Annotated in this window: 23 protein-coding genes and 1 pseudogene; 12 read left to right on the top strand and 12 right to left on the bottom strand. The window is 63.2% G+C overall.

Annotation, left to right across the window (positions count from 1 at the left end; genetic code table 11):
* Positions 1-20: 20 nt before the first annotated feature.
* The 3 genes from QMK17_RS20200 (at position 21) to QMK17_RS20190 (ending at position 1,701) form a co-directional block, all read left to right on the top strand.
* The gene (locus QMK17_RS20200) at positions 21-668 is read left to right on the top strand and encodes a TetR/AcrR family transcriptional regulator (protein ID WP_283511082.1); all 648 of its coding nucleotides are present in this window, start codon (positions 21-23) and stop codon (positions 666-668) included.
* Between the two features lie 328 nt (positions 669-996).
* On the top strand, positions 997-1,377 hold the full coding sequence (locus QMK17_RS20195) for a histone-like nucleoid-structuring protein Lsr2 (RefSeq protein WP_283511081.1): 381 nt from the start codon (positions 997-999) through the stop codon (positions 1,375-1,377).
* Between the two features lie 96 nt (positions 1,378-1,473).
* Positions 1,474-1,701, top strand: coding sequence for a hypothetical protein (locus tag QMK17_RS20190; protein ID WP_283511080.1), 228 nt, complete (start codon positions 1,474-1,476; stop codon positions 1,699-1,701).
* 86 nt (positions 1,702-1,787) lie between these two features.
* On the opposite strand, the gene QMK17_RS20185 is transcribed toward QMK17_RS20190, so the two are convergent.
* Entirely contained in the window at positions 1,788-3,173 is a 1,386-nt protein-coding gene (locus tag QMK17_RS20185; RefSeq protein ID WP_283511079.1) for a protein adenylyltransferase SelO, read from the bottom strand.
* Between the two features lie 122 nt (positions 3,174-3,295).
* On the opposite strand from QMK17_RS20185, the gene QMK17_RS20180 reads away from it, so the two are divergent.
* On the top strand, positions 3,296-5,542 hold the full coding sequence (locus QMK17_RS20180) for a putative bifunctional diguanylate cyclase/phosphodiesterase (protein WP_283511078.1): 2,247 nt from the start codon (positions 3,296-3,298) through the stop codon (positions 5,540-5,542).
* Positions 5,543-5,560: 18 nt separating this feature from the next.
* Here the strand turns inward: QMK17_RS20180 and QMK17_RS20175 are convergent, their stop codons facing one another.
* Together QMK17_RS20175 and QMK17_RS26525 are read right to left on the bottom strand one after the other, a co-directional pair.
* Entirely contained in the window at positions 5,561-5,890 is a 330-nt protein-coding gene (locus tag QMK17_RS20175; protein ID WP_283511077.1) for a YnfA family protein, read from the bottom strand.
* Between the two features lie 91 nt (positions 5,891-5,981).
* Positions 5,982-6,679: pseudogene (locus QMK17_RS26525) on the bottom strand (NAD-dependent epimerase/dehydratase family protein).
* 351 nt (positions 6,680-7,030) lie between these two features.
* Here QMK17_RS26525 and QMK17_RS20160 point away from each other — a divergent pair.
* The 7 genes from QMK17_RS20160 to QMK17_RS20130 all read left to right on the top strand — a co-directional run bounded on the left by QMK17_RS20160 (position 7,031) and on the right by QMK17_RS20130 (position 14,734).
* The gene (locus QMK17_RS20160; RefSeq protein ID WP_283511075.1) at positions 7,031-9,184 is read left to right on the top strand and encodes an MMPL family transporter; all 2,154 of its coding nucleotides are present in this window, start codon (positions 7,031-7,033) and stop codon (positions 9,182-9,184) included.
* Between the two features lie 113 nt (positions 9,185-9,297).
* Positions 9,298-9,717 (top strand): DUF302 domain-containing protein, encoded by a 420-nt coding sequence (locus tag QMK17_RS20155; protein ID WP_283511074.1) that lies wholly within the window; start codon positions 9,298-9,300, stop codon positions 9,715-9,717.
* Complete coding sequence (locus QMK17_RS20150; RefSeq protein ID WP_283511073.1) at positions 9,717-10,490, top strand: sulfite exporter TauE/SafE family protein; 774 nt, start codon at positions 9,717-9,719, stop codon at positions 10,488-10,490. Before QMK17_RS20155 ends, QMK17_RS20150 begins: the two co-directional genes overlap by 1 nt.
* 79 nt (positions 10,491-10,569) lie before the next feature.
* On the top strand, positions 10,570-10,839 hold the full coding sequence (locus QMK17_RS20145; RefSeq protein WP_283511072.1) for a metal-sensitive transcriptional regulator: 270 nt from the start codon (positions 10,570-10,572) through the stop codon (positions 10,837-10,839).
* Between the two features lie 56 nt (positions 10,840-10,895).
* Complete coding sequence (locus QMK17_RS20140) at positions 10,896-12,251, top strand: MBL fold metallo-hydrolase (protein ID WP_283511071.1); 1,356 nt, start codon at positions 10,896-10,898, stop codon at positions 12,249-12,251.
* 114 nt (positions 12,252-12,365) lie between these two features.
* Entirely contained in the window at positions 12,366-13,532 is a 1,167-nt protein-coding gene (locus QMK17_RS20135) for a TDT family transporter (RefSeq protein ID WP_283511070.1), read from the top strand.
* 104 nt (positions 13,533-13,636) lie between these two features.
* Positions 13,637-14,734 (top strand): sulfite oxidase, encoded by a 1,098-nt coding sequence (locus tag QMK17_RS20130; protein WP_283511069.1) that lies wholly within the window; start codon positions 13,637-13,639, stop codon positions 14,732-14,734.
* A 163-nt stretch (positions 14,735-14,897) separates the two neighbouring features.
* On the opposite strand, the gene QMK17_RS20125 is transcribed toward QMK17_RS20130, so the two are convergent.
* A complete protein-coding gene (locus tag QMK17_RS20125) occupies positions 14,898-15,425 on the bottom strand; it encodes a MarR family winged helix-turn-helix transcriptional regulator (protein ID WP_283511068.1) in 528 nt (175 codons plus the stop codon).
* 74 nt (positions 15,426-15,499) lie between these two features.
* Between QMK17_RS20125 and QMK17_RS20120 the strand changes: the two genes are divergently transcribed.
* Entirely contained in the window at positions 15,500-16,402 is a 903-nt protein-coding gene (locus QMK17_RS20120; RefSeq protein WP_283511067.1) for an NAD(P)/FAD-dependent oxidoreductase, read from the top strand.
* A 39-nt stretch (positions 16,403-16,441) separates the two neighbouring features.
* On the opposite strand, the gene QMK17_RS20115 is transcribed toward QMK17_RS20120, so the two are convergent.
* Genes QMK17_RS20115 through QMK17_RS20080 form a run of 8 tightly spaced genes read right to left on the bottom strand, consistent with a single transcriptional unit; the run spans position 16,442 to position 24,531 of the window.
* Positions 16,442-17,251 carry a sialate O-acetylesterase gene (locus tag QMK17_RS20115; RefSeq protein WP_283511066.1) on the bottom strand — a complete coding sequence of 270 codons (810 nt, stop codon included), beginning with the start codon at positions 17,249-17,251 and terminating at the stop codon, positions 16,442-16,444.
* Between the two features lie 10 nt (positions 17,252-17,261).
* Positions 17,262-18,455 carry a lipase family protein gene (locus tag QMK17_RS20110; protein ID WP_283511065.1) on the bottom strand — a complete coding sequence of 398 codons (1,194 nt, stop codon included), beginning with the start codon at positions 18,453-18,455 and terminating at the stop codon, positions 17,262-17,264.
* Positions 18,452-18,664 carry a hypothetical protein gene (locus tag QMK17_RS20105; RefSeq protein WP_283511064.1) on the bottom strand — a complete coding sequence of 71 codons (213 nt, stop codon included), beginning with the start codon at positions 18,662-18,664 and terminating at the stop codon, positions 18,452-18,454. The genes QMK17_RS20110 and QMK17_RS20105 overlap by 4 nt, the downstream gene beginning before the upstream one ends.
* A 4-nt stretch (positions 18,665-18,668) precedes the next feature.
* Complete coding sequence (locus QMK17_RS20100; protein WP_283511063.1) at positions 18,669-19,955, bottom strand: acyltransferase family protein; 1,287 nt, start codon at positions 19,953-19,955, stop codon at positions 18,669-18,671.
* Positions 19,956-19,971: 16 nt separating this feature from the next.
* The gene (locus tag QMK17_RS20095; protein ID WP_283511062.1) at positions 19,972-21,189 is read right to left on the bottom strand and encodes a lipase family protein; all 1,218 of its coding nucleotides are present in this window, start codon (positions 21,187-21,189) and stop codon (positions 19,972-19,974) included.
* Positions 21,186-21,893 carry a YveK family protein gene (locus QMK17_RS20090; protein ID WP_283511061.1) on the bottom strand — a complete coding sequence of 236 codons (708 nt, stop codon included), beginning with the start codon at positions 21,891-21,893 and terminating at the stop codon, positions 21,186-21,188. Before QMK17_RS20090 ends, QMK17_RS20095 begins: the two co-directional genes overlap by 4 nt.
* The gene (locus tag QMK17_RS20085; protein WP_283511060.1) at positions 21,890-23,134 is read right to left on the bottom strand and encodes a lipase family protein; all 1,245 of its coding nucleotides are present in this window, start codon (positions 23,132-23,134) and stop codon (positions 21,890-21,892) included. The genes QMK17_RS20090 and QMK17_RS20085 overlap by 4 nt, the downstream gene beginning before the upstream one ends.
* Positions 23,135-23,139: 5 nt before the next feature.
* Positions 23,140-24,531, bottom strand: a complete 1,392-nt coding sequence (locus QMK17_RS20080; RefSeq protein ID WP_283511059.1) for a polysaccharide biosynthesis tyrosine autokinase — start codon at positions 24,529-24,531, stop codon at positions 23,140-23,142.
* Between the last annotated feature and the right edge of the window lie 40 nt (positions 24,532-24,571).

Genomic DNA, 24,571 nt, shown 5'->3' with positions numbered 1-24,571 from the left:
AGATATGTCAAGATAAGACCATGGCCACGAAGTCGAAGCTCTCGAAGGAAGGCATCGTCGACGCCGCGATCGAGATCCTCGACGCCGCGGGCGAAGCCGCGCTGACGTTCCGCGCGCTCGCCGCCCGCCTGGCCACCGGCAGCGGCGCGATCTACTGGCATGTCGACAACAAACGAGACCTGCTGACCGCAGCCACCGAGAACGTCGTCGCCGAGGCGATGACGGTGACGGCGGACAAGGCCGGCCCGAAAAAAGCGATCCGGACCATGGCCTCAGGGGTGTTCGATGCCATCGACGCCCACCCTTGGGTGGGCACACAACTGGCCGGAGAGCCGTGGCAACCGGCCGCCACCCGAATTCTCGACGAGATCGGTCGGCAACTTCAGGCACTGGAGGTTCCACGAGAGCTGCAATTCCATGCCGCCTCGGCGTTGCTGAACTACATCATCGGACTGGCAGCCCAACATGCAGCGGTTGCAAGACTTGTCGCCGGACGGGCCGACAGATCCGCATTCCTCGGCAGCATCGCCGATCGGTGGGCACAGCTCGACCCTGAGCAGTTTCCGTTCCTGCATCAGATATCACCACAGCTACGCGAACACGACGACCGCGAACAATTCCTCGCGGGAATCGACATTTTCCTGGCAGGCATAGTTGCCGCCGATTGATCCGCTGCGCAACAGTTGCGTACATGCAGACAAATCGGGCGCATCGATGCGGCGGAAATAGCCCCCGGGCTGACCGCGGTATTGGTTGCCGTCACGTGCGGAGCGGATCGAGGTCTATTACTTACTGCAGATACTGAATAGAAAAAAGAGTGTTTGTTCGCCACCGAAGGCGGCCCGCGTCGGCGTGTACCGATTCATCCAGAGATTCCGATTACTTTCTTTAGCGAATGATCGAAACGGGCAGCTCAGTATGATACCTCGTTTTCGCACAATCAAACTTTGTTCGCTACCCTCGAGTAGAATTCGAACCTCGAGAGGACCTCGCACCGTGGCGAAGCAAGTTATCTATGAATTGGTCGACGACATCGACGGCACCGCAATCGCAGAAGGCGAAGGCGAATCCATCGAGTTCACACTCGACGGCGTCGACTACGTTATCGATCTGAAGACCAAGAACGCCAACGACTTTCGTAAGAAGATCGAGTACTACGTAGATCACGCAACCCGCATCGGTGGACGCAAGCGCAAAGTGACCACAGCCGGGACGGCCACCAAATCGACACCCAAGACGCAAGCAATCACCAAGCGTGATCCCGCTCAAACCCGCGCCATCCGTCAGTGGGCAGCCGACAGCGGATACGACGTCAACGATCGCGGCCGCATTCCCGCGGGCATCGTCGAAGCGTACGAAGCAGAACACGCGAGCTAGATTCTTTGCACGGGGCCCTTCCTCACCTCCACTCGTCCAAGGTTGAGATTTATTCGACCGGGGTACAGGTAGCCGGAAGAGGGAGGGCCCATATTCATGTCCGTCTGTACAGACACCACCACCGAAGTTCCGATTCTCCTCGATACGAGGACAATCAGGACAGTGCTCGACGCTCTGGGCACGATCGCACTATTCACAACCATCGCGCTGGCAATGAGTGTGCACGACGCTGTAACGGTCACCACAGCCATCGGCATCCTGGTGATCACCGGCCGCGCCGTGCGGTATTGCTCGGCGACGTCGGATTCGCCTCGAAGAGGCTGATCTTGTTGTGCGCCACAGTGTTCGGCAGGCCCACAACGTCGCCTCGACACTCGCGGCGGGTCCGACCGCGCAGCAACACCCACAAGTCATGTCCCGCAGAACGTCTGAAACCCCGTCTGAAATTCTTGCGGCGCCGGCCGGGTGAATTCGGCCCACTCGTCGCGCTGAGCAAAGGGATGAGTGACTACGTCCAGTAGAGCCTCGAACGGGCCGAGGTCCCCCGCAGTCGCAGCTTTCAGTGCAGCGTCGAGGAGATGGTTCCGCGGAATGTACAGCGGATTGACGAGGTCCATCTCGTCGAAGGAAGGGCCGAGAGCTCGCCAGCGCGAAATCCACTCGGCATCGACCGACGACGTCCCTCGTGACAGCGCGCGGAACGTCCCGGTCCAGTCCAGGCCGCCGCGTTCCATGATGTTCAGCAGGTCGTGGACCAATGCCGTCTCGACGCTGTCCAGGCCGAGTTTCGCCGCCATACCCGCGTTGAAATGGCGTTCGTAACGCTCGAAAAAGGTGTCGAGCACTGCCGTCACCGGCGCGATCGCCTCCTCGGGAGTAGGCCCGATCAAACTCAGCAACGTTTCACCGAACCGCGCCAGATTCCACTGCAGAACCGCAGGCTGGTTCCCGAACGCATAGCGGCCACTGTGATCGATCGAGCTGAACACCGCCGAGCGGTCGAACGCATCGAGAAATGCACACGGCCCGTAGTCGATGGTCTGCCCCGAAATAGTGGTGTTGTCCGTGTTCATCACTCCGTGCACGAACCCGGTGAGCATCCACTGCGCCACCAGGGACGCCTGCGCTTCGACGACAGCGCCGAAGAACGCCAGATAGTCACCCTCAGCCGAAGGATAGTGCCGGGCGATCGCATAGTCGGCGAGAGGCTGTACCAGCCCTTCCTGCCGAACGGCGTACTCGAACGTCCCGACGCGTATGTGGCTGGCCGCGACGCGGGCGAGGACGGCACCGGGCTCGGGGCCCTCGCGCAGGACATCCTGGCCGGTCGTGGTCACCGCCAGCGACCGGGTAGTGGGGATGGCGAGCGCGTGCATCGCCTCGCTGACCAGGTACTCACGAAGCATCGGCCCAACGACCGCCAAGCCGTCGCCGCCGCGTGAGAACGGGGTGCGACCCGAACCCTTGAGGTGCAGGTCAACCCGGCGACCGTCGATGTCGAGCTCGCCGACCAACAACGCGCGACCGTCACCGAGTAGCGGCGCGTACCCGCCGAACTGGTGGCCCGAATAGGCCATCGCAACTGGGCTGGAGCCCTCGGGCGCCGTGGATCCGGAGAGGACTTCCGGGGCCGATCGCAGTGCCTCGACATCGAGGTGAAGCTCCCGAGCGAGCCGCTCGTTGAAGGCCACCACGCGAGGCTGGGGGGCGTGCGCACCCTGCCACGGCACCGTCAGACCCGGCACTTCCCGGGCAAATGTGCTTTCCAAGCCGGTTATCGGCGTGTGTGCGGGCATATCCGAGGGTAACCGTCAGAGCCGAACGTCGGACGACGGCAATACCCCCGGGTATGATTTTACTACCGTTGTGCAGCCCTCGCGTCGGCCGATATTTTCCGACCACATCAGCCAGGTGGCCCATGACAGATGCCTTCACCGACGAACTCGCCGCGCTGCGAGCCGTCGTCGACCTCGCACCCGACATGGTGGCTCTGTCGGAATGGACGGGGAGCGTCCGCTACGTGAACCCTGCCGGACGGGCATTGGTGGGACTACCGGACTCATGGAAGCCTTTCGACTCGACCACAGTCGACTTCTTCACCTCTGCCGGCCTGGGAGTCTCCGGAGACGTCGAAACAGCATTGGCGCGCGACGGCTTCTGGAAGGGCCGCAGCGAGCTCCGACACTTCGTCACGGGAGAGGGCATCGCTGTCGCCATTTCGGCCTTCGTCATCGACAACGGTGAGGGCGTACCGAAATCCGTTGCCACCATCATTCGGGATCGTCGAAAAGATGCCGAGCGCAACGTCCGCCTGCAAAACGCCGTCGAATCCTCCGTCCAGTACGCGACCGAGCAGTCAGCATTGGCGGCGCTGGGCCGACTCGCGATCACCGGCGAGTTGTCGGAGTTGCTCGCCGCTGCAGTGACGGCAGCAACCGCCCTCACCGGCGTCGACGACGCTATGGTGGCCCGCATTTCCGATACAGGCTCCTCGCAGCTCGTGCTCGAAGCGAGCAGCCGAGAACCTATTCCTGAATCAGCGCTTCCGGCGGGCAACAAATCACTGTCGGGGTACACCCTGCTCACCGGCGAGGTGGTGGTGTGCAGCGACACGCTGACCGAGACACGGTTCGAATCGACCATCATGGAAACCTTCGACCTCCGCAGCGGCATCGGGGTTCCGATAGCAGGACTGACGGCCCCGTGGGGAGTTCTGTCGGTGTACAGCCACGCCGTTCGCGGATACGCCGACCGTGATATCGGCTTTCTTCACACCGTCGCCGATGTACTCTCGGCCGCGATTCGGCGCGTCGAACTCGACCGTCAACTGCGCCAACGCAGCATGAGCGACCAACTCACCGGGCTGCTCAACAGGGCGGGCGCGTACGAATGCATCGACAACGCGATCGAACGCGCCGAACGCGACGGAACCGTCGTTGCGGTTCTGCTGCTCGACATCGACGACCTCAAGATCATCAACGACAGTCTGGGCCACGACGCCGGGGACGTGGCGCTCACACGCTTCGCGGAACGCTTGCGTTCCGCTGTGCGACACTCGGATACGGTCGCGCGGCTGGGAGGCGACGAGTTCTTGGTCGTGGGCGACGTCGACGACATAGACCATGCCCGACGCCTCGCCCGCGAGATCACCGCGGCAATCGCAGGTCCGGATCCCGAAGGCGACGCACCGCGGCCGCTGAGCGCGAGCATCGGAATCACGGTCTCCGAGCCCGGCACCTCACGCCGCCAACTGATCCACCGCGCAGACCTCGCGATGTACCGCGCCAAAGAAAGCGGATCCGGCAGGAACGCGGTGTTCGACCGGGGCGACATCTACGATGCCGAGCGGATAAGAACGCTCTCGATCGATCTGAGGGCAGCTCTGGATCGCGACGAACTCACTCTCGCGTACCAACCCATCTATGACCTCGCTTCGGGCTCCATCGTTTCCATGGAGGCACTCGCTCGATGGACGCACCCTGTTCTCGGGCCGATCGGGCCGACGGAATTCATTGCTGTCGCCGAACGCACCGGGCTGATAGCAGAATTGGGAACCTGGGCTCTCACCACCGCATGTATACGCGCTGCACTCTGGTGGACCGACTACAACATCACCATCCGCGTCAACGTCAGTGCGCTGCAACTGCACGACGCGGATTTTCCTGCTCATGTCGACGCCGTTCTGGCCAAGACGGGGCTACCGCCGGCCGTTCTCGGACTGGAGATCACCGAGACCGTATGGGTGGCCGACACTGCTCGCGTCACCGACACCCTCGCTGCCCTGCACGGGATGGGTGTCCGGCTACTGCTCGACGACTTCGGCAAGGGCCACAGCAGCATCTCCTACCTCGACCGATACCCGGTGTTCGAATGCTTCAAGATCGACCGGTCGTACGTCTCCGAACTCCCCGGCGCCCGCCCGCACGCCATCGTCTCCGCAATCACGGCCCTCGCCAAGGCATTCGACGTCAACGTCGTGGCGGAGGGAATCGAGACCGTCGAACAGTTGGATGCGGTCCGCGCCATCGGTTGCGAACTCGGGCAGGGATATCTGATGAGCCGCCCGGTCACTGCCGACAGGGCTACGGAGTTGCTTGCCGCACCCTCGGAAAATGTGCACTTCGGCCGACACTCCGCTGCTCATGCATCGGGTGCGGATTACTGAGGTAGGCGGACCGACTGCTCAGCGTGGGGCGTACATGATCACTGCGACGCCGATGAGGCACACCGAAGCCCCGATCGTGTCGTATCGATCGGGGCGGAAGCCGTCCATCACCATCGCCCACAGCAACGAACCCGCAACGAACACTCCGCCGTAGGCAGCGAGAATGCGTCCGAAGTTCGCGTCGGGCTGCAGGGTTGCGACAAAACCGTATACACCGAGGGCAATTACACCGAGGCCGATCCACAACCAGCCTTTGTGCTCGCGGACTCCCTGCCACACCAGCCACGCTCCGCCGATCTCGAACACCGCCGCGACGACGAAGAGAAGGATCGATTTCAGGACGGTCATGCGGACAGTTTAGGTCGTCGGGTCAGCCGTGAGATTAGCCCGGATCGCGGGTGCGGGATCGTGCAGGACCCGGCGTGAGCTTTCCATCGTGCTACGTCGTATACGGACCTGTCGGACGATCGTGGTAGCCCTTGGCCCCGACGATCGTTGCGAGCTCGCTGAACGGAGATCTGCCTTGCTCGAGACGCCCGAGAGCCCACCCGAATCCGTGCTTCGGTTCCCACCCGAGGTCGCGTCGCGCAGCAGTGTTCACGTAGACGCGGTCCAGGCTCGGGAACATCTTCCAGCCCAACGTGTCGTAGATATCTGCGTATCGAGGAAAGTGACGACGTACCACAGCGGGAGCATCGACCCTCAATTCCGCGCGGTCCGATTCGTCGAACGGTGTTGTTGCACTGATGATGTAACGTCCGAAGCCCAGCTCGTCGGCCGACGCCAGAGCGCATTGATGTGGATCCACCGCATCGGCGATGTCGACTCGCCGATAGAGCAACTCGTTCACTTTCAGGTTCGTATCGGGATATGCCACCTGAACTTCCGGCCTGTCGTCGGCCTCGGGAAAGAATCGGGAAGTGCGCAGTACGACGACCGATAGACCATGCTCCTGATGGAACAGCGCACACAGATTCTCGGCTGCGGTCTTGGTTGCGCCATAGATGTTTCGAGGGACCGGTCGACCCCGTCCAGCGCATCACGCACCGCCGAACGATCGGTCACCGATGCCACATGAGTTGTCCACGGCGTCGCTGAAATATCGATCCCGACGACGTCTTGCCCGCGCGATCGCATGGTGCGAACCAGCGCCTCCCCGAGGTGGCCAGAACTACCCGTCACAAGAATTCTCACGCCGACAACAGTAGAGCGCACTTCAGCGCCCCGTCCGGCCAAAGCTGATTCAACAGTGATCCCGATACCCCCGGGGGTACTTGCATACCCCCCTCGGTATATGCCAGAGTGGGTAGCACCCCACCGAGAGGACCGACCGTGTGTTACCCCGCCCCAAGCCCGACATGCGGTAGAACCACACGGGACGGCCCCTTCCGCTCCCTGTTCCGCCGCTAGCCCTCGACCACGGACCGAAAATCCCGGAGGTATCGAGTTCGCCCGAAAAAAATACCCCCACCCGTATCAGGAGAAGCTATGTCTGTGCCCGACACCATGGTCACCAGTCGTGATTCCCGCGATCGCGCATCCACGCCCGGCCCGCTCGGACGCCTGGGAGGCGCGATGGCCGCCCGCCGCCGATGGGTGTTCGGAGTGTGGTTGATAGCGCTGATCGTGCTGGGATCGGCAGCGCCATCGGTGTTTTCGTCTCTCGCCGGTGCTGGATGGCAGGCCAACGGATCCGAATCCGTGCAGGTCCGCGAGCTAGCCCAACAGCACTTCGGCGGGAACTCGTCCGCCGCGGTCCAGGTGGTCGTTCACTCCGACACTGCAACGATCGATGACCCTGCCGTGCAGCAAAGACTTACCGACGTCGCGGCCGTGTTCGACGGCGACTCTCGCTTCGGAGCCATCGTCGCCCCGCAGGAGGGTATGACGATCAGCCCCGACGGGCACACCGGCATCCTCATCGCCGGTGCCAACGCGAGCACCGACGACATGGTCAAAGCCGTCGACGACGTCAAAGCCGATCTGACTGCACTGTCGGGCAACGGTATCGAGGTCTACCCCACCGGATCTTCCGCATTGTGGTCGGACTTCAACAAAGCCAACCACGACGCAATGATCCAGGCCGAATTGTTCTCCTGGCCGGTTACATTGGCGATCATGGTCCTCGCGTTCGGATCCCTCGTCGCCGCCGGCCTACCGCTGCTGCTGACCGTCGCCGGACTCGTCGCCTCCGCCGGCGGACTGGTGCTGCTCAACGAGGTCACCCCGGTCTCGGTGTGGGCAATGAATTTCGCGATGATGTTCGCCCTCGCCCTCGGCATCGACTACGCCCTGTTCATCGTCGCTCGCTTCCGCGATGCGCTGCGCAAGGCCGGTCCACAGGCAGCGGTTGCCGAAACCATGGATACCGCAGGCAAGGCCGTCGTCCTATCCGGTCTGACAGTCCTGGTCAGCCTCTCCGCTGTCCTACTCGTGCCGGCACCGGCTGTGCGGACGATGGCCGTGGGAATCATGCTGGCTGTCACCTTCGTCCTGATCGCCACGATGACATTGCTGCCGGCAACCCTCGGTGCACTCGGGCCCAAGGTCAACGCCGCCTCGCTTCCCTACGCCAAACGCCAGCAGCATCGCTCCCCGAGGTTTGCGGCCTGGGGAGAATTACTGCACAAGCACCCGTGGCCGTTCGCCGTCGTATCGGTCGGAATCTTGATCGCGCTCGCGTTACCGGTTCTGGGGTTGAAGGTGGCGATGCCCTCGATCGCCGTCGTCCCCGAGGACGCACCCGTACGCCAAGGCTACGAGCTGGTTCAGGCCCAGTTCGGCGACGGCGCTCCCGGCGCGCTGCAGATCGTCGTGCCCTCGTCCGACGCGGCAGACACCGCTGCCGCTGCGACAGCCATCGACGGAGTATCGATGCTCACCCCGCCCCAACCGGCAACGGACGGCTCAGATTATTCACTGCTGCAGGCACTTCCGGCAGTGGACCCATCGGATGAGCGCATGGGCACCATCTTGGACGATTTACGTGCACAGCTCCCGGAGTCCGCGCTGGTCGGCGGTGCACCGGCAGAGAACCTCGACCTGCAGCAAGCCCTGAACGACTACCTACCGCTCGTCGTCGGCATCATCCTCACCCTCGGCTTCGTCCTGCTGCTCGTTGCACTGCAAGCGCCGCTGATCGCTGTCCTCGGCACCGCCGTCAGCCTGCTCTCGACCGCAGCCGCTTTCGGCGTCGCGAAGCTGATCTTCCAGGACGGGCACGGAGCGTCACTGCTCGGTTTCACCCCACAGGGCTTCCTCGACGGCTGGGGGCCGGTGTTCTTCTTCGCAATGATCTTCGCCATCGCAATGGACTACACCGTGTTCTTGCTGGCCACCGCCAAAGAGCACTACGAGAAGACCGGCGACCCCAAATCCGCCCAGGTCGACGGGCTCGCCCACTCCGGGCGCGTCATCTTCGCCGCCGCCGCCGTCATGGTCGCCGTGTTCTTCACTTTCGCACTCTCCGATCCACTCCCACCGAAAGAAATGGGCATCATCCTCGGTGTCGCCGTCCTGCTCGATGCCTTCCTGATCAGACTGGTCCTCCTCCCAGTCCTTCTACGACTGACCGGACACGCCGCTTGGTGGTCGCCGGCCTGGCTCCGCAAGGCCTTGCCGTCGATCAGCTTCTCGCACTGACGATCACACCACCGAACGGAAGGAATCATGATCGACAGGTTCAGCCGCCGCCACCCTGGAAACGGGTAGGCACACACATGACCGCAGTAGGACGACCGGAAGGAATTCCCATCATGAACATCGCACTGTCGACCACATTGACCGATACCGACTTCGACACCGCCGTCGAATCCGTCAAAGCAGCCCTGTCCGAACAAGGTTTCGGTGTGCTGACCGAAATAGACATGCAAGCCACGCTCAAAGCCAAACTCGGCGAAGACATGGAGCAGTACCTGATCCTCGGTGCCTGCAATCCCACCCTCGCGCACCGCGCCGTCGGGATCATGCGACAGATCGGCCTGCTGCTGCCCTGCAACGTCGTCGTCCGCGCCGACACCACCACACCGGGGTCGATCATCGTGGAAGCAATGAACCCCGCCATCATGGTCGAGGCAACCGGCGAGCCCGCACTCTCCGACGTCGCCGCCGAGGCCACCACCACCCTGCAGGCCGCTATCGACGCACTCGGCGGCCAGGGCGCAGCAAGTAGCTGATGACACTGACCCTGGCGCTGATCCTCGGCGTCGCCGTCGGAGTCCTGCTCGGCCTCCTCGGCGGCGGTGGGTCGATCCTGGCCGTTCCGATACTGGTCTACGCACTCGGGCTGCCGTTGTCGGAGGCGATACCGACGTCACTGTTGGTGATCGGCGTCGCCTCCGCGACGGGGGCCATCCCCAAGATTCGGGCCCGGCGCATCCAATGGCGGCTGGCAGCGATCTTCGCAGCAACCGGCATCGTCGGCACCCTGGCCGGAACTGCCCTGGGGAGGCATGTGCCCGAGACCGCCGTGATGATCGGTTTCGCGATCGTCATGATCATCGCCGGGACGCGCATGCTGCGAAGCACCGAAGACGTCGGAACGGCCTGCGCCACCGGCAATTCCGGAATCAATTGGCGCCGGTGCGCACCGCGGTCCATACCCACCGGATTCGGTGTCGGAGTCCTCACCGGACTGTTCGGCGTCGGCGGGGGATTCTTGATCATCCCCGCGCTGGTGCTGCTGCTGGGTATCGAGATGAGTGTCGCGGTCGGAACATCCCTTGTCGTCATTGTCGCCAACTCCGCCGCAGGATTGATCGCTCAGGCAGACGGGCTCGGGGGCAACTGGGTACTGACAGCTGCGTTCGCCGGCGCTGCAATCGTGGGTTCGCTGGCGGCCGGACGGTTCAGCACTCGCGTCGACACCGACAAGATCCGGCAGTGGTTCGCCTACCTGGTGTTCGCCGTCGCCGGCTACGTCCTCCTCGACATCGTCGTTCTCTCCTGACCGATGGCGTCGACTCACGTCGCCATATGCCCCCAGGGGTAATCTGGTCGAACCATCACCACACACCGAGGAGACCGAAATGATCGGCGACGAAGACAGCATCGCATTGGTACTCAACCGGCTGCGACGAGCGCACGGCCAACTGGCAGGCGTGATCGGGATGATCGAAAACGGACGCGACTGCAAAGACGTGGTCACCCAACTAGCCGCCGTCTCGAGGGCCCTCGACAAAGCTGGCTTCAAGATCGTCGCCACCGGCCTTCGTGAGTGCATGACCGGCGAGACCGCCGACAACAAGCAGCCCATGACCGAAGCAGAACTCGAAAAACTCTTCCTCGCACTGGCCTGAGCACCCGCTCTCACACCCGAAGCGAGGTGAGCTGACAACATCCCGGGAGTATCCGCATGAGCACGACCGATCCCGACATCGCCATCATCGACACCTCTAGCCTTGGCGACCGCAGTTACCTGATCAGTCACGACGGCGTTGCGGTGGTGATCGATCCACAACGCGACATCGACAGGATCTACGCACTGGCACAGGAGAAGAACGCCGCGATCACGCACGTACTCGAGACCCACATCCACAACGATTACGTCACCGGCGGACTGGAACTCGCTCGTGCCACGGGCGCCGAGTACGTCGTCCCGGACGGCGATCCCGTCGAATACGAGCGCCGAGCCGTCGTCGACGGAGACGTCATCGCCACGAATTCGATGACATTTCAGGTCATGCACACACCGGGCCACACTCATCACCACGTCAGCTACGTACTTCGCAAAGACAGCGAGCCAATCGCCATCTTCACCGGCGGCTCGATGCTCTACGGATCTACCGGCCGCACAGACCTGCTCGGCTCCACACACACCGACGAACTCACCCACGCGCAGTTCCACTCGGTGAGGCGTATCGCCGCAGAACTCCCCGCCGACGTCGACGTCTACCCGACTCACGGGTTCGGTAGCTTCTGTTCCGCCACCCCCACCAGCGGCGACTCATCCACCATCGGCGAACAACGTCAGTCGAACCCGGCGTTGACCCAGGGCGAGCAGGCCTACGTCGACGAACTGATCGCAGGGCTGTCCGCGTACCCCGCCTACTACGCCCACATGGGCGTCATCAACACCGAAGGCCCGGCACCGATAGACCTGTCTCTGCCCGAACCCATCGATCCGGAAGAATTGCGCCGCCGCACCGCCGCTGGAGAATGGGTCGTCGACCTCCGGGCACGCACCGCCTTCGCAGCCGGACACCTAGGCGGATCCCTCGGCTTCGAACTCTCGACCAGCTTCGTCACCTACCTGGGATGGCTGTACCAGTGGGGTGCGCCGCTGACACTCATCGGCGAAACCTCCGACGACATCGCCGATGCCACACGCGAACTCGCACGCATCGGCGTCGACCACCCGTCCGGCTCCGCAGTCGGCGAAATCCACACATTGGTCGGCGACGGAGAGCTCAGATCCTACGAAGTGTCCGACTTTGCCGGACTCGCCGGCGCTACCGGTGAGCGCGAGGTAGCCATACTCGACACGCGTCAACACTCCGAGTACACGGACGGCCACATCCACGGCGCCGTCAACATCCCCCTCCACGAACTGCCGCATCGACTCGCGGAAGTCCCAGCCGGTGAACTGTGGGTGCACTGCGCATCGGGCTACCGCGCCTCGATCGCAGCCTCCATCCTCGACAGAGCAGACCGCACCGTCGTACTGATCGACGACGACTACGACAATGCCGTCGAAACAGACAGCCTTTGACTCGAACTCCGTTTCCGGCCGACACGACACCGGCCAGGCGACACAATCTACTTTTGTGGGCCTACAAGAGGATGGCCTCTACCCAGGCACCCGATGGTCGGCCAGTGTGGAGGCATGACCACGACAGCGTTCAGCTCCATCACCGCGTCGCTATCGAGTAGCGCGGCGCCCGAGCGCACGCACCGGCTACTCCCGGCGCTCGACCGCCCCGGCCGACTGTTCGAGCACATCACCCCGAACTGGTTTGCCTCCGTGATGGGGACCGGCATCGTCGCCAATGCTGCAGCCACCCTCCCAGCGCGCATCCCCGGCCTGCACGTATTTGCCACCGCAGTATGGATCTCCGCGTCTGTCGCGTTGATAGCCCTGTCGACCGCGTTCGGTGTGCACTGGGTTCGACACCGCACCCACGCACGCGAACACGCCGCTCACCCGGTGATGGTTCAGTTCTACGGCGCGCCGCCGATGGCTCTGCTGACGGTCGGCGCCGGTACGATGCTGCTGGGCGAAGACCTCCTCGGCGCAACGGCCGCGACCACCGTGTTCGCCGTGTTGTGGACCGCGGGCACCGTGCTCGGACTGCTCACCAGTGTGCTCGTACCGTATTTGATGATCACCGCCCACGATCACGAGACCGCCGTCGCGCTCCCGGCATGGCTGATGCCCATCGTGCCGCCGATGGTGTCCGCATCCACCGGCGCCCTTCTTCTTCCTCACATCGACCAAGGCCAGGGGAGGCTCGCGATGCTCGCGGGCTGCTACGCGATGTTCGGTCTGTCGCTGATCATCGGGATGCTGACGATGACACTGATCTACGGACGCCTGGTCCACGGAGGCATCCCGTCGGTGCAGGCCGCACCGACCGTGTGGATCACTCTCGGCATGATCGGCCAGTCCATCACCGCAGCAAACCTTCTCGGTAACGATGCCCCGTTGGCATTCGCGGGCGACACCGCTGCGGTCGCAACTGGGTTGCACGTTTTCGGCATCGTTTTCGGACTGACGATGGGCGGCTTCGGAATACTGATGTTCACTCTCGCCACTGCACTGACAGTGCACGCCGCGCGGCAGGGACTGACCTTCTCTCTCACCTGGTGGTCGTTCACCTTCCCCATCGGCACGTGCGTCACCGGCGCCACCGCCTTGGGGGGTGCCCTCGGCTCGACCCCCGTCGATGTTATTGCCGTCGGACTGTATGTGGTTCTGCTCGCCGCCTGGGGCACCGTCGCCGCCCACACTTTCCGCGGCAGCCTACGAGGACATCTGTTCCTGGCCGCGTGAGAAGCTCCCCTCGTCCGGATCGAACCACGGAATCGGACGCTCCACACCGTTTCTCCATCGCTCGACCGACCCTTTCAGTTGCCGAACGAGAGCACGGGTACCAGATGACGACGTGGAACAAGCGGGCCGACAACGTCGTTCATGAACTCGATCCGTACAACGCCGAACCGCACACCGCAGCATTGGCGCAGAACCATCTCACCGCCATCAACACGTTCTACAGCCGCAATCACGGCCCCATCCCCGACATCGGGGTAGCCGAATGGACGACGGCACTGACCGTTCCCGGTGCTGCCCCTGTCGAGCTCACCTTCGACGAACTGCGATCGCAGTTCACAACGGTCACCCTTGCCGCCACCCTTCAATGTGCCGGCAACCGCCGTCGCGGGTTCCTCGAGATCCGCGACATCCCCGGTGAAGACCCGTGGGGTCCCGGCGCGACATCGACCGCCTCATGGCGAGGTGTGCGACTCGGAGACGTCTTGCGCTCGACGGGAGTCGACGTCGATGTTCTAGGACCGGGCATGCACGTGGCATTCACCGGCCCCGACATCTCCGACATCGCGTCACCCCCGCAGCGCTACGGCAGCTCCATCCCCTTGACCAAAGCGCTTAGCGAAGAAACCTTGCTTGCCTTCGAGATGAACGACCAACCCCTCCCTCGCATCCACGGCGGCCCGGTCCGTGTGGTCGTCCCCGGCTTCATCGGAGCCCGCAGCGTCAAATGGGTCGACTCGATCACCGTCCAGGACCACCCCTCCGACAACTACTTTCAAGCAGTCGCCTACCGAGTTCTCGCGCCGGACGTCGACCCGTCGACAGCCGGACCCGGGGATGGAATTTCCCTGTCCTCGGTGGCACTGAACTGCGATTTCCTCACCCCTGCCCAGCACAGCACCGTGCAACCCGGACCAGTGACGGTGCACGGCTATGCGTTCGCCGGCGACGATCGAAGCATCGAACGCGTCGAGATCTCCGCCGACGACGGCCATACCTGGGCCGAGGCAGAGCTTCACGACGAAAACGGACCGTGGGTGTGGCGGCTGTGGAGCGCCGTCATCGACATCGAGCCCGGCCGAACCGACCTTCTCGCCAGGGCATGGGACAACACCGCCGCCACCCAACCCGAATCTGCAGCGCAGCTGTGGAACCCGAAAGGCTACGTCAACAACTCCTGGGCCCATCTGAATCTGAACACCTGACCCCGATTTCGACACAGGTCCGGTCCGGCGATAGGAGCTGAAATGTCAGCACTGCCACTCCCCTGAGAAGCCGAGGCCTGGGAGGCACCACCGCGAGGACGCGCCGGCCCGGAACTGGTGACTCGACGGAACAAAGTCCGAACCTTAGCGACACAACGAGAGTTCACATTACCGGTGGATTCACAGCACGAGCCGCTACATCCAGGCGAGTTTCCATCGTAACGGCGAGGCGGTCCAAGGCGTCGAGCACAGCCCGTCGTTCCTCACCCAGCCCCGCAAACAGGTTCCCGTGCGCCTCCAACTCACGAGGAAACACATCGTCGACGATTCGGTTGCCTTCCACGGTCGTCTTGATGAGAGAGGACCGTCTGTCGGCTGGATTGGTAACGCGAACAATGAGATTGCGCCTTTCCATCTTGGCCAAGGTCTTGCTCACTCCTGCACGAGTCATTCCCAGGAGCTCGGCAAGCCGAATCGCCGTCACAGGTTCCTCGGTGTGCCTGAGTGGAACGAGCAACTCGACCTCCGACGATGTCACCCCGGCCTCCCGGTATATCGGTTCCACCGCCAACTCCAGCAGGCTCGTGATGCGCTTGACCTGCGCTACCACCTCCATCGGCGAGGTGTCGACCTCAGGACGGCGCTCGTTCCACAGTCTGCAAGTTCGAGTTCGCAAGGTCTCAGCAGTCATGGCCACCACCATTTGTTAACTAGTTGACAATTTGCTACCTTCGCAGCGTATCTCACCCAAAAACAGGAGCCCACATGACATACGACGTCGTAATCGTCGGCGGAAGCGCAGCAGGGCTGAGTGCCGCCCTGATGCTTACCCGCTCTCGCCGACGGGTGGCTGTTGTCGACTCGGGCGAACCCCGCAATTCTCCCGCCCAGCATGTTCACGGCTTCTTGACGCGGGAAGGAATATCGCCGACGGAGTTGCTCGACGCGGGGCGCGCCGAGGTGGTCGAATACGGCGGCACCATCATCAATGATCGTGCACGGGCCATCGAACCGAAATCGAATGGCTTTCTCGTGCGCTGCGGCACAGCAGAACTCGAGACCAGGTCAGTATTGGTCGCCACCGGCTTGCACGACGAACTCCCGGACATCCCCGGCGTCGCCGAGCAATGGGGTATCGACGTGCTGCACTGCCCGTACTGCCATGGACACGAAGTCCGCGATACCCCGATCGCAGTCATCGGTGGAGACAACCGGCCGTTCAGTGTTCATCAGGCGGCGCTCCTACGGCAGTGGTCGTCGGATATCGTATTCTTCACGAACACAATCGAATTGACCACGGAGGAACGCAAGCGTATTTCTCCGCGAGCACGGATCATCGACGGCCGAGTGAGCCACATTGCCACACAGGACGGCAGGGTGCGAGCGGTCGCGCTCGAGAACGGCGACAGCATCTCACGCGCGTCAGTATTCGTCGGGCCCCGGTTCATTCCTCGCGACGAGTTGCTGACCGATTTGGGCTGCGAAACGACAGAGGATGGCTGGGTAACCGTCGATCCCACCGGTCGTACCAGCGTTCCGGGAGTGTGGGCGGCCGGAAACGTCGTCGACTCGGCGGCGCAGCTGGTCAACTCGGTGGCCGCCGGCTCGAAGGCAGGTATCGCACTCAATCACTACCTGCTGGAACTGGACATTCACGAAGCCAACTGAGCGGTGTCCACCCCCTGGAGGGTTCACGGGAAGGAAAACTCAGCCCATCTCGGCAAACGCCTTCCACATTCGGGCGCCCAGCTCGCGTTGGCCTGCAGCGTTGTAGTGGATCTTTTCGGTCTCGCTGTTGTACATCCCTGCAGGGCCTGGGACGAACACGACTCCGCTACGACGACGAGGTGTGTCCCGATGGACAGCGTCGATGATTTCATAATTCGGGTGCCCCGACGCGATCTCGTCGGGAACCATCTGCCCGACAACGAACGGGACGTCCCCGAATTCATCTCGCAGAGTGTCGATCACGCTATCCAACTTCTCCGCGTAGACCGGGCCGGTGGTGAGCGGAACGTCGCTCTCCCCCTGATGCCACAGCACGACGGCCAGTTCGTTGCCCATAGCGACGGCAGACCTGATGCGCTGCATGCCGTTCCACAGCAGGTTCAGCCGTGCACCGCGGTCGGCCGGATCCCACGAGACGCCCCGTACCCGAGCGAATGCCGAATCGCCGCGCGCATAGGGAACCAACAGCACCGGCCTGCCGGTCGACTCGGCCAGCTGGACCGCGAACGAACAAGCGAATCCCACACCCTTCGAGGGGACTTCGTGAAACAGCGGGTCACAGCCTGCGACGATGGTGTCCTTGGAGGTACCCGACGCAGCCCACTGATGCACCCGGGGATGCGGCGCGTCCAGCCCGTTCCGATCGAGCCCGTTGCCGGCGCCATGAGCGTTGGACTGACCGAGCACCGCGACAATCAAGTACGGCTCGTCGAACGGTGTTACGGGCAGCCCTGTTCCCAGTCGACGCTTGATCACATCTTTCAAGCGAACTTTCAGACTATCGATCATTGCCCCACCTTCAGTCGCAGTCGTTGGAGGTAGGATCGCCGGCGAACCGCTCACCTATCCACTGATTGACCGCGTCACCGTTGACGTCGCCATGCCCTTTGCCCGGTTGTCGGTCGATGGTGACGACATCGCCGAGCGCACATGCTTTCGCCAGCGCCGCGTCCGTCCACGCCACGTCGATAAAGGTGTCGGCATCTCCGTACACCACCATCATCGGCGCCGACGCCTTCTGCCTCGGCACAGACATCTCGTCGAGTTGCGACCTCAGCAGAGCCTCGGCTTCTGGGGTCTTGGGAGCGAAATCGGTCGGGCCGATTCGCGCGGCGGCTTCCCCGCGGGCCGACGCATCAGCCGGGGTGCAGCCCGTCAGAGCATCCCAGTCCGCAGCGACCGCGCCGCTTCGATAGTCGTCGCGATCGACATCGGGGTATGCCCGGGCGAGCGATTCGATCACCCACTCCATCAACGGCGCTTGGTCTGCGGTCAAGGTTCCGTCGATCGACTTGTCCACCAGCCCGGTCATGTTCGCAGCCGGCGCCAAACTCACCGAACCCAACATATCCAGTTCCGGTGCGTAACCGGCCTGTTCGTTGGCAGCCCAGGTAGCACCGCCACCCTGCGAGCCTCCGAAGGCGACCCACCGATCGGAGATGTCGGGGAACGTATGCCGCAGTGCGCGAACAGCATCGATCACGTTGTACCCGGCAGTCTCGTTGTCGAGATACTTGTGCACACCCCGGTGCCCGAGCCCCTCATAGTCGGTTACGGTTACGGCATACCCCGCACGCGTGAACCCCGAAGCGAGATCCACTGTACCCAACAGGGTTCGGGACAGCGACGGCCCGCACTCGGGCAGTATCCCCGTCGTACCGTGTCCGAAGGAGATGACCGGCCAACCACCGTCGGGGGCGTCACCGCTGGGGGTGAAGACGGTGCCGGACACCTCACTGTCATCGACTGATCGATACACCACCCGTGCCGAATTCATACCGCCCCATGTCGCGGTGAACGGAAGATTGGGAAGCGTTTCGGCGTAGATCACCGATCCCGCACCAGTACCCGGATCGGAAATTTCGATGGGCACCGGGTCCTCGGGCAGCATCGCGATACCCACCATCCCCGGGGCACTGAACGCCAACGACATCGCCGACGCACAACCAGTCAGAGCCAGGCAAGCGGCCACGAGCAACACCAGAAGCCTCATCGCGTCTCCACTACCGAACCCGAGGCCGAGTCGCACCGGCTAGCCCAGCTCCGGAGTCCATGCCCGAAGTATCGCCAGGCGCCGCCGTCGGCGTCGAGTTGCTGCGTCCCTCGAATGTACGGACCGGCGAAGGGCAGCTGACTCCACTCGTCGATGAACGAGAGCATCACACTCTCTCCGGCGGTCATTGCCAGCGACGTCGCACCCACGAATTTATCGGACAGACTTGAATTTACGCGCAAGCTCCAGGGCAGGCTTCTCGACCAGGCGATAGGTCACCGTTCCGAATGAGACGCTGACGACCGCGACGACCACGAAATTCCACAGCATCGCTGCAGGGGTATCACTGTTGTTCAGCCAACCGAACCGGCCGACCATGATGAGCACCGGGAAGTGCCACAAATACACACTGAGCGAGATCGCGCCGATGTAACTGAGCGGCGCCCAGTCCGCCCACTCGGCGATCTTGGACTTCTCACCCCGGGCAAGCGGCGCGATGATGAACAGGATCAACAACGCGGATCCGAGCGAGACGAAAGTGGACTGCCAGCGGGAGTTGTCGTCGATCAATTTCAGCGAGATGCCTGCGACGGGGATCATCGCCAGCCCGGTCCACCACCGCATCTTCGAGGAGATCCAGCCCTTCAGATCTCCGTTGTCGACGGCGACGAAGATGACGGACGCCAGCATCCCGAATGTGAAATTGTCTGCGAGCGACCAGAAGCTGCGGCTGAGTACGGCAACCTCGTTGTTCCCCCAGTCCAACAGCAGCGGCGCGGTGATGCCCGACGGCGCAACCCTGCTCGCGGCATAGACCTTGCCGGTGACTCCGATGACGAACATCGCGGCCACCGGAATCATCGCCAGTACCGGAGCGCTGATCGTGGTCCGCTTGCTCAGGTAGAAGGAGATACCCGCAAGGAGCGGCAACGCGACATAGAAGGCCAACTCGAGCGTCAACGACCACGAGGGGTTGATACCAGTCTGCAACATCGACGGGAAGTACGAGTGCAGGAGCGTGAGATTGCCGAGCAACGTCAACGGGTCGGTGAGCATGCCGAGTCCGGAATCGGAGAAATTGCTCTCGGCGACCGCGGCATTCTGCACGAACACCGCCCGCATCACGAAGTTCGCGAACAGGAAGATCACCAGGTAGGCCGGGAACACTCGAAGGATGCGGTGAATCGCATAGCTCTTGTTGTCCGGCATGGGCTTCCCCGCGAACAACCGGCGAACCATCGGCAGGAAGATCAGGAATCCGGACAGCGCGAAGAAGAAGATCAGACCCTGACCGAGCAAGCCCAACTTGAACACCGACACCGTCTCTGGGCTGTTGTGCCCGCCGACGTGCACTGCCAGCACGCACAGGCACGCGACCCCTCGTGGACCGTCGAGGCCGAGGATGCGCGCCGGGCGCTTCTTGTCGATTGTGGAAGACACAGGGGCTGTTGTGACAGACACACGGGCTGCCGCTGCGGTGTCCTCCGGTGTTGCGCTCATGGCGATGCCTTAGGTGTCAGGGCGCTGGGAGCGCCGGGCAATAGCTGGTAGCTGGGACGCCGGCGAACCGGTCTGTCAACCACGGGAACGCAGCAGCACCGTCGATGCCAGCGTGTCCGGCCTCCGGTTGGAGGACCGGTTGAATGGAATCTCCTCGTGCACATCCGGCCGCGATCGCACCGTCCGTCCACGGCTGCGACACGAGCGTGTCCTTACCGCCATACATCACCAGCATCGGCGCAGTCGCAGGCGCCTGCGGGACGCTCATCTCACGCAGATATCCTTCCAGCGCACGCTCGGCCTCGGGCGTCGACGGCTCGAGGTCGTCATTGCCGATCTGCGCTGCAATCGATGTGCGGTCGGCCGCAAGAGGCCCACCACACGCGGACAATTCGTCCCAGTACTGCTCGACGACGCCCCGGCGATAGTCGTCCAGATCGATCTCGGGATGCGACTTGGCAAGCCCGACGAGCACCCACTGCAGCAGCGGTTTCTGGTCGGCCGTCAACGTGCCCTCCGCCGCCGCTCGGGCAAGCCCGGTTATGTCGGCGGCCGGGACGAGCGACACCGAACCGGCAAGTTCGAGACCCTGGCCGTAGGTGGCGGCGATTTCGTTGGCCGCCCACGCTGCCTGCCCGCCCTGCGAACCACCGAAAGACGCCCATCGATCCGATGTATCGGGTACCAGTTTCTGCGCTGCCCGAACCGAGTCGACGAGGTTGTTCGCCGCGGTCCGCGCATCCAGGTATGGATGATACGAACCTTCCAGACCGAGCCCTTGATAGTCGGACACCGTCACCACATAACCCGAACGTACGAGAGCCGTCACGATAGTCGAGCTTCCGAGCAATTCGGGATCTGTCGACGGGCCGCAATCCGGAAGCACGCCAGTCGTGCCGTGGCCGTAGGCGACTATCGGCCAACCTCCCTCCGGCGCTCGGCCTTGCGGAGAGAAAATAGTGCCGGAGACCTTCGTCGCAGAACCGTCGATCCCCGAAGTCGAGGTGTACACCACTCGCGCTGCGATGTCGGAAATACCGCTGAGGCGTCGATCGATCGTGAGCAGGTTGTCCGCACTCACCAGACTTCCAGGCCCCGAGTCGTCGTAATCCGCTTGGATCTTTCCACCGAATGCGACCGAGTCGGAGCCCGCGCCGACCGCGGCAGATTCATTACCGCACCCAGCCGCCAGAACCGTCAACGACACTGCGAGCGCGCACACTGTTTTCTTCATCGAGCCACTCCCCCTGAGTTTTCGAAGCTCTCGCGACTCTCTCGCACGATGTCCTCGACCTGAGCGCGCGAGAGAATCGAGTCTCGGCGGATTCCAGTGGCGAGTACCAACACCGCCGCAACAGTGAATCCCATCCCCCCTCCGAGGACGAGATTCGACGAGAGCACCGGCAGCACAGACGAACCGGGCAGTGTCGCCGCATCGACCAACGTCACCTCCGACACCGGTCCATCCTTGCCGAGATCTATTTCCCTGGTGAGTTGAATCAGACTCAGCGCAGCGGAGTTCGCAATGTCCCGTGCCTGTGCCGCATCCCCGTAGTTGGCGGTGATGTCGATCAATGCCGAACCCGGCGTGGGGACCACGAGAAGATCGGTTTTCAACTGCTCTGGTGAAATATCGAGGCCGACATCGAGAATCACACGCCGCAGTACCTGATCACTGACGGCAAGCCCCGCGAAGCTTTCCACTCGCGCGAGCGAGCTGCGGTTGCCCTCCAGGGCTGCCCGCGGAGACGACGGCCCAGGCGCAGTGAGAAACACTCGCGAGGACGCACTGTAAGTCGGGGCGACAAGGGACGTCGCAAGCCAGGCCGCACCGAGAGACAGAATCGTCGCTGCGAGTATCAGCACCCACCCGTCGCGCAGCATGCGCCCGTAATCAGCAAGCGTGGGTACCGGTCCCACCCCATACGGGTCCCTCATCGACGCTGCTCGCATGTGTTGTCCACACGTTGACCGGCGAAGCGAGCTTTGACCCATGGCACCGAACGGCTGCTGTCCACATCACCGTGGCCCTCGCCGTAGTGCAGTTCGTACTCCACTTCGTCACCGGAGTCGCACGCACTGGCCAATGCCTTCTCGGTCCACGCCTGCAGGATCAGATCGTCCTCCGACCCGTACATCACCAACAGTGGCGTGTCGGACTTCTGTTTCGGCAGAGCCATATCCGACAACCAACCACGAAGCCGATCCGCGGCTTCTTGACTGACGGGTCGAAGATCCGTCGCCGTCAGAGCTGCCACCAACTCCGGCACGGCATCCGAGCCTGGGGGCACGCACTGCATGAAATCGTCCCATCGATCCCGCGCGAGACCCGAACGATAGTCGTCGAGATTCATCTCCGGGTGGGTGATCGCCAGTCCGTGCAATGCGTACATCAGTAGCGGGTACTGCGCGCGAGTCAAGGTGCCGGCAGCGGCGGAATCTGCCAGACCCGCCATGTCGGACACCGGCACGATTGCCGCAGTCCCGACAAGGTCGAGCCCGCCGCCGTATTCGGCATTGCGGTCGCTGGCGGCCCAGGCCGCCATGCCGCCGAGCGATACCCCGTACGCAGCCCAGCGGGTACTGAGCGTGGGCAGGAAGTTACGTGCGGCTCGGACGGCATCGATCATGTTGTAGCCGAACGTTTTCGAGTCGAGATAAGGGTGGTAACTACCGTCGAGCCCCAGTCCCTGATAGTCCGTCATCGTGACGGCGTAGCCATTGAGCACAAGCGCTGCAACGATCGGCGCACTGCCGAGCAGGTTGTCGTACTGGGACGGACCACAATTGTTCAACACGCCCGTCGTGCCATGCCCGAACGAGACGACCGGCCAACCACCCTCCGGTGCACTGCCGCCGGGAATCACTACGGTGCCTGACACATCCGTCGGCTCACCGTCGGTTCCCGACGTCGACCGATACACAACGCGCGTAGCGGTAGCACCGAGTTCGGCGATGTCGTCGGCAATGTCGTCGAGGGGTTGCACCGACACCAGCGATCCGGGAGCGGTCCCGCCGATGATCGACGGCGGCGGCGGGGCCGCGGGGACCTTGGTCGCTGTGACCGGTGTCGTCGCCGCATCCGACGACAAGACCAGCGCCGGATCGCGTGCGCAGGAAACGAGTAGGGACGCGGACGCCACGAACGCGGCGATACTCACCGCCCAAGAACGACGCATCGCCCTCAGCCTCGGCCGACGCCGGACGCGGACGACTCGCGGCCCTCCACCGCGATCTTCGGCTCACTCACTGCGGCAGGACCGTTCGGATTGCGTCGACGACGATGCGGTTCGAACGTGGTGACAACACCGAGAACCGAGGCGCCGACGCCGCCGAGCACCTTCACCGCCTTGCGAAGCTGCTCGCGGGTGGTGCGGTTGACACGGGCGAGCACGAGACTGCCGTCCGACAGGGCACTGAGCACGGCTCCGTCGGACACATCGAGCAACGGAGGCGTGTCGATCACGACGTAGCGGTACTCGCCGCGCAGCGTTTCGAGGAGAAGCTGAGCGCGATCCGATCCCAGCAGTTCACTTGGATTCGGTGGCACGGGACCCGCCGGGAGCACGTTGACCCCTGGGACCACGTCGCGCTGGATTACGTCCGCAGCCTTGTTCTCGCCGGACAGCACTGTACTCAATCCACGGTTCTGCGAGATTCCGAGCCGATCGGCGAGAGCCGCCGTTCTGATGTCACCGTCGACGAGCAAAACTTTGTGACCGGCTTCGGCCAGGACCGCCGCGAGATCGATCGCCGTCGAGGTTCGACCTTCGCCGGCATGCGGACTCGTCACCGTGATGACGCGCACCGGCGATCCACCGCCGAGGAATCGAATGTTGGTGCGAAGAGTGCGAAGCGGCTCACCCATCTTGGAGAACGACGCAACCGCAGTCTTCGAGCGTTCGTTGTCGAAGGGGAGACCGCCGAGTACCGCGTTGCCCGAGATGTCCTCGGCGCGCGCGCGGTCTCGAACCGAGCGATCGAGCAGTCCGCGTAGGAGAGCCAGGAGTACGCCGAGAATCAGCCCGACGACCACGCCGAGACCGAGCAGGGTGACAAGACCTGCGCCGAGTGGGTTCGACGGCACGTCCGCCTGGTCGATGATCGTGGCGCCCGCCGCGGGGCTACCGCCGCGCTGCGAGGTCTCGAGTTCCTGAACGAGCTGCGTCAGCTGACCGGCTACCGCGTTGGTCAGAACCTGCGCAACCGCGGGATCGGCGTCGGTGCCACACAGATCGAGAAGGACGGTCTTCTCGATCGGCGTAGCAGTCATCCGCTCGCGCAACTCGTTCGCCGACAACGAGAGCTGGAGCTGATCGACCGCGCGCTGCGCGACCTGAGTACTGGTTGCCAATCCCGCATACGACGAGACGCGCTCCTGCGAGAACAAGTTGTTCTGGTACGCCTCACCGACGGAGCTGCCTCCCTCGGTGGTGACGAACAAGCGCGCGCACGCTTGATATTGAGGCGTCGAGAAAACGGAGTACGCCAACCCTCCGACGATTCCGAGTACCGTCACCACCGCGACGATCCACCATCCGGCACGGAGAATCCGTCCGTACTCTCGAATCTCCACGAATGCTCCTATCGCAAATTCCGGTCTGCCAGAAAGAATA

Source organism: Rhodococcus sp. G-MC3, from assembly GCF_030063335.1.
In the GTDB taxonomy this organism is placed as follows: domain Bacteria; phylum Actinomycetota; class Actinomycetes; order Mycobacteriales; family Mycobacteriaceae; genus Rhodococcoides.
This window is presented reverse-complemented; position numbering and strand designations above follow the sequence as displayed.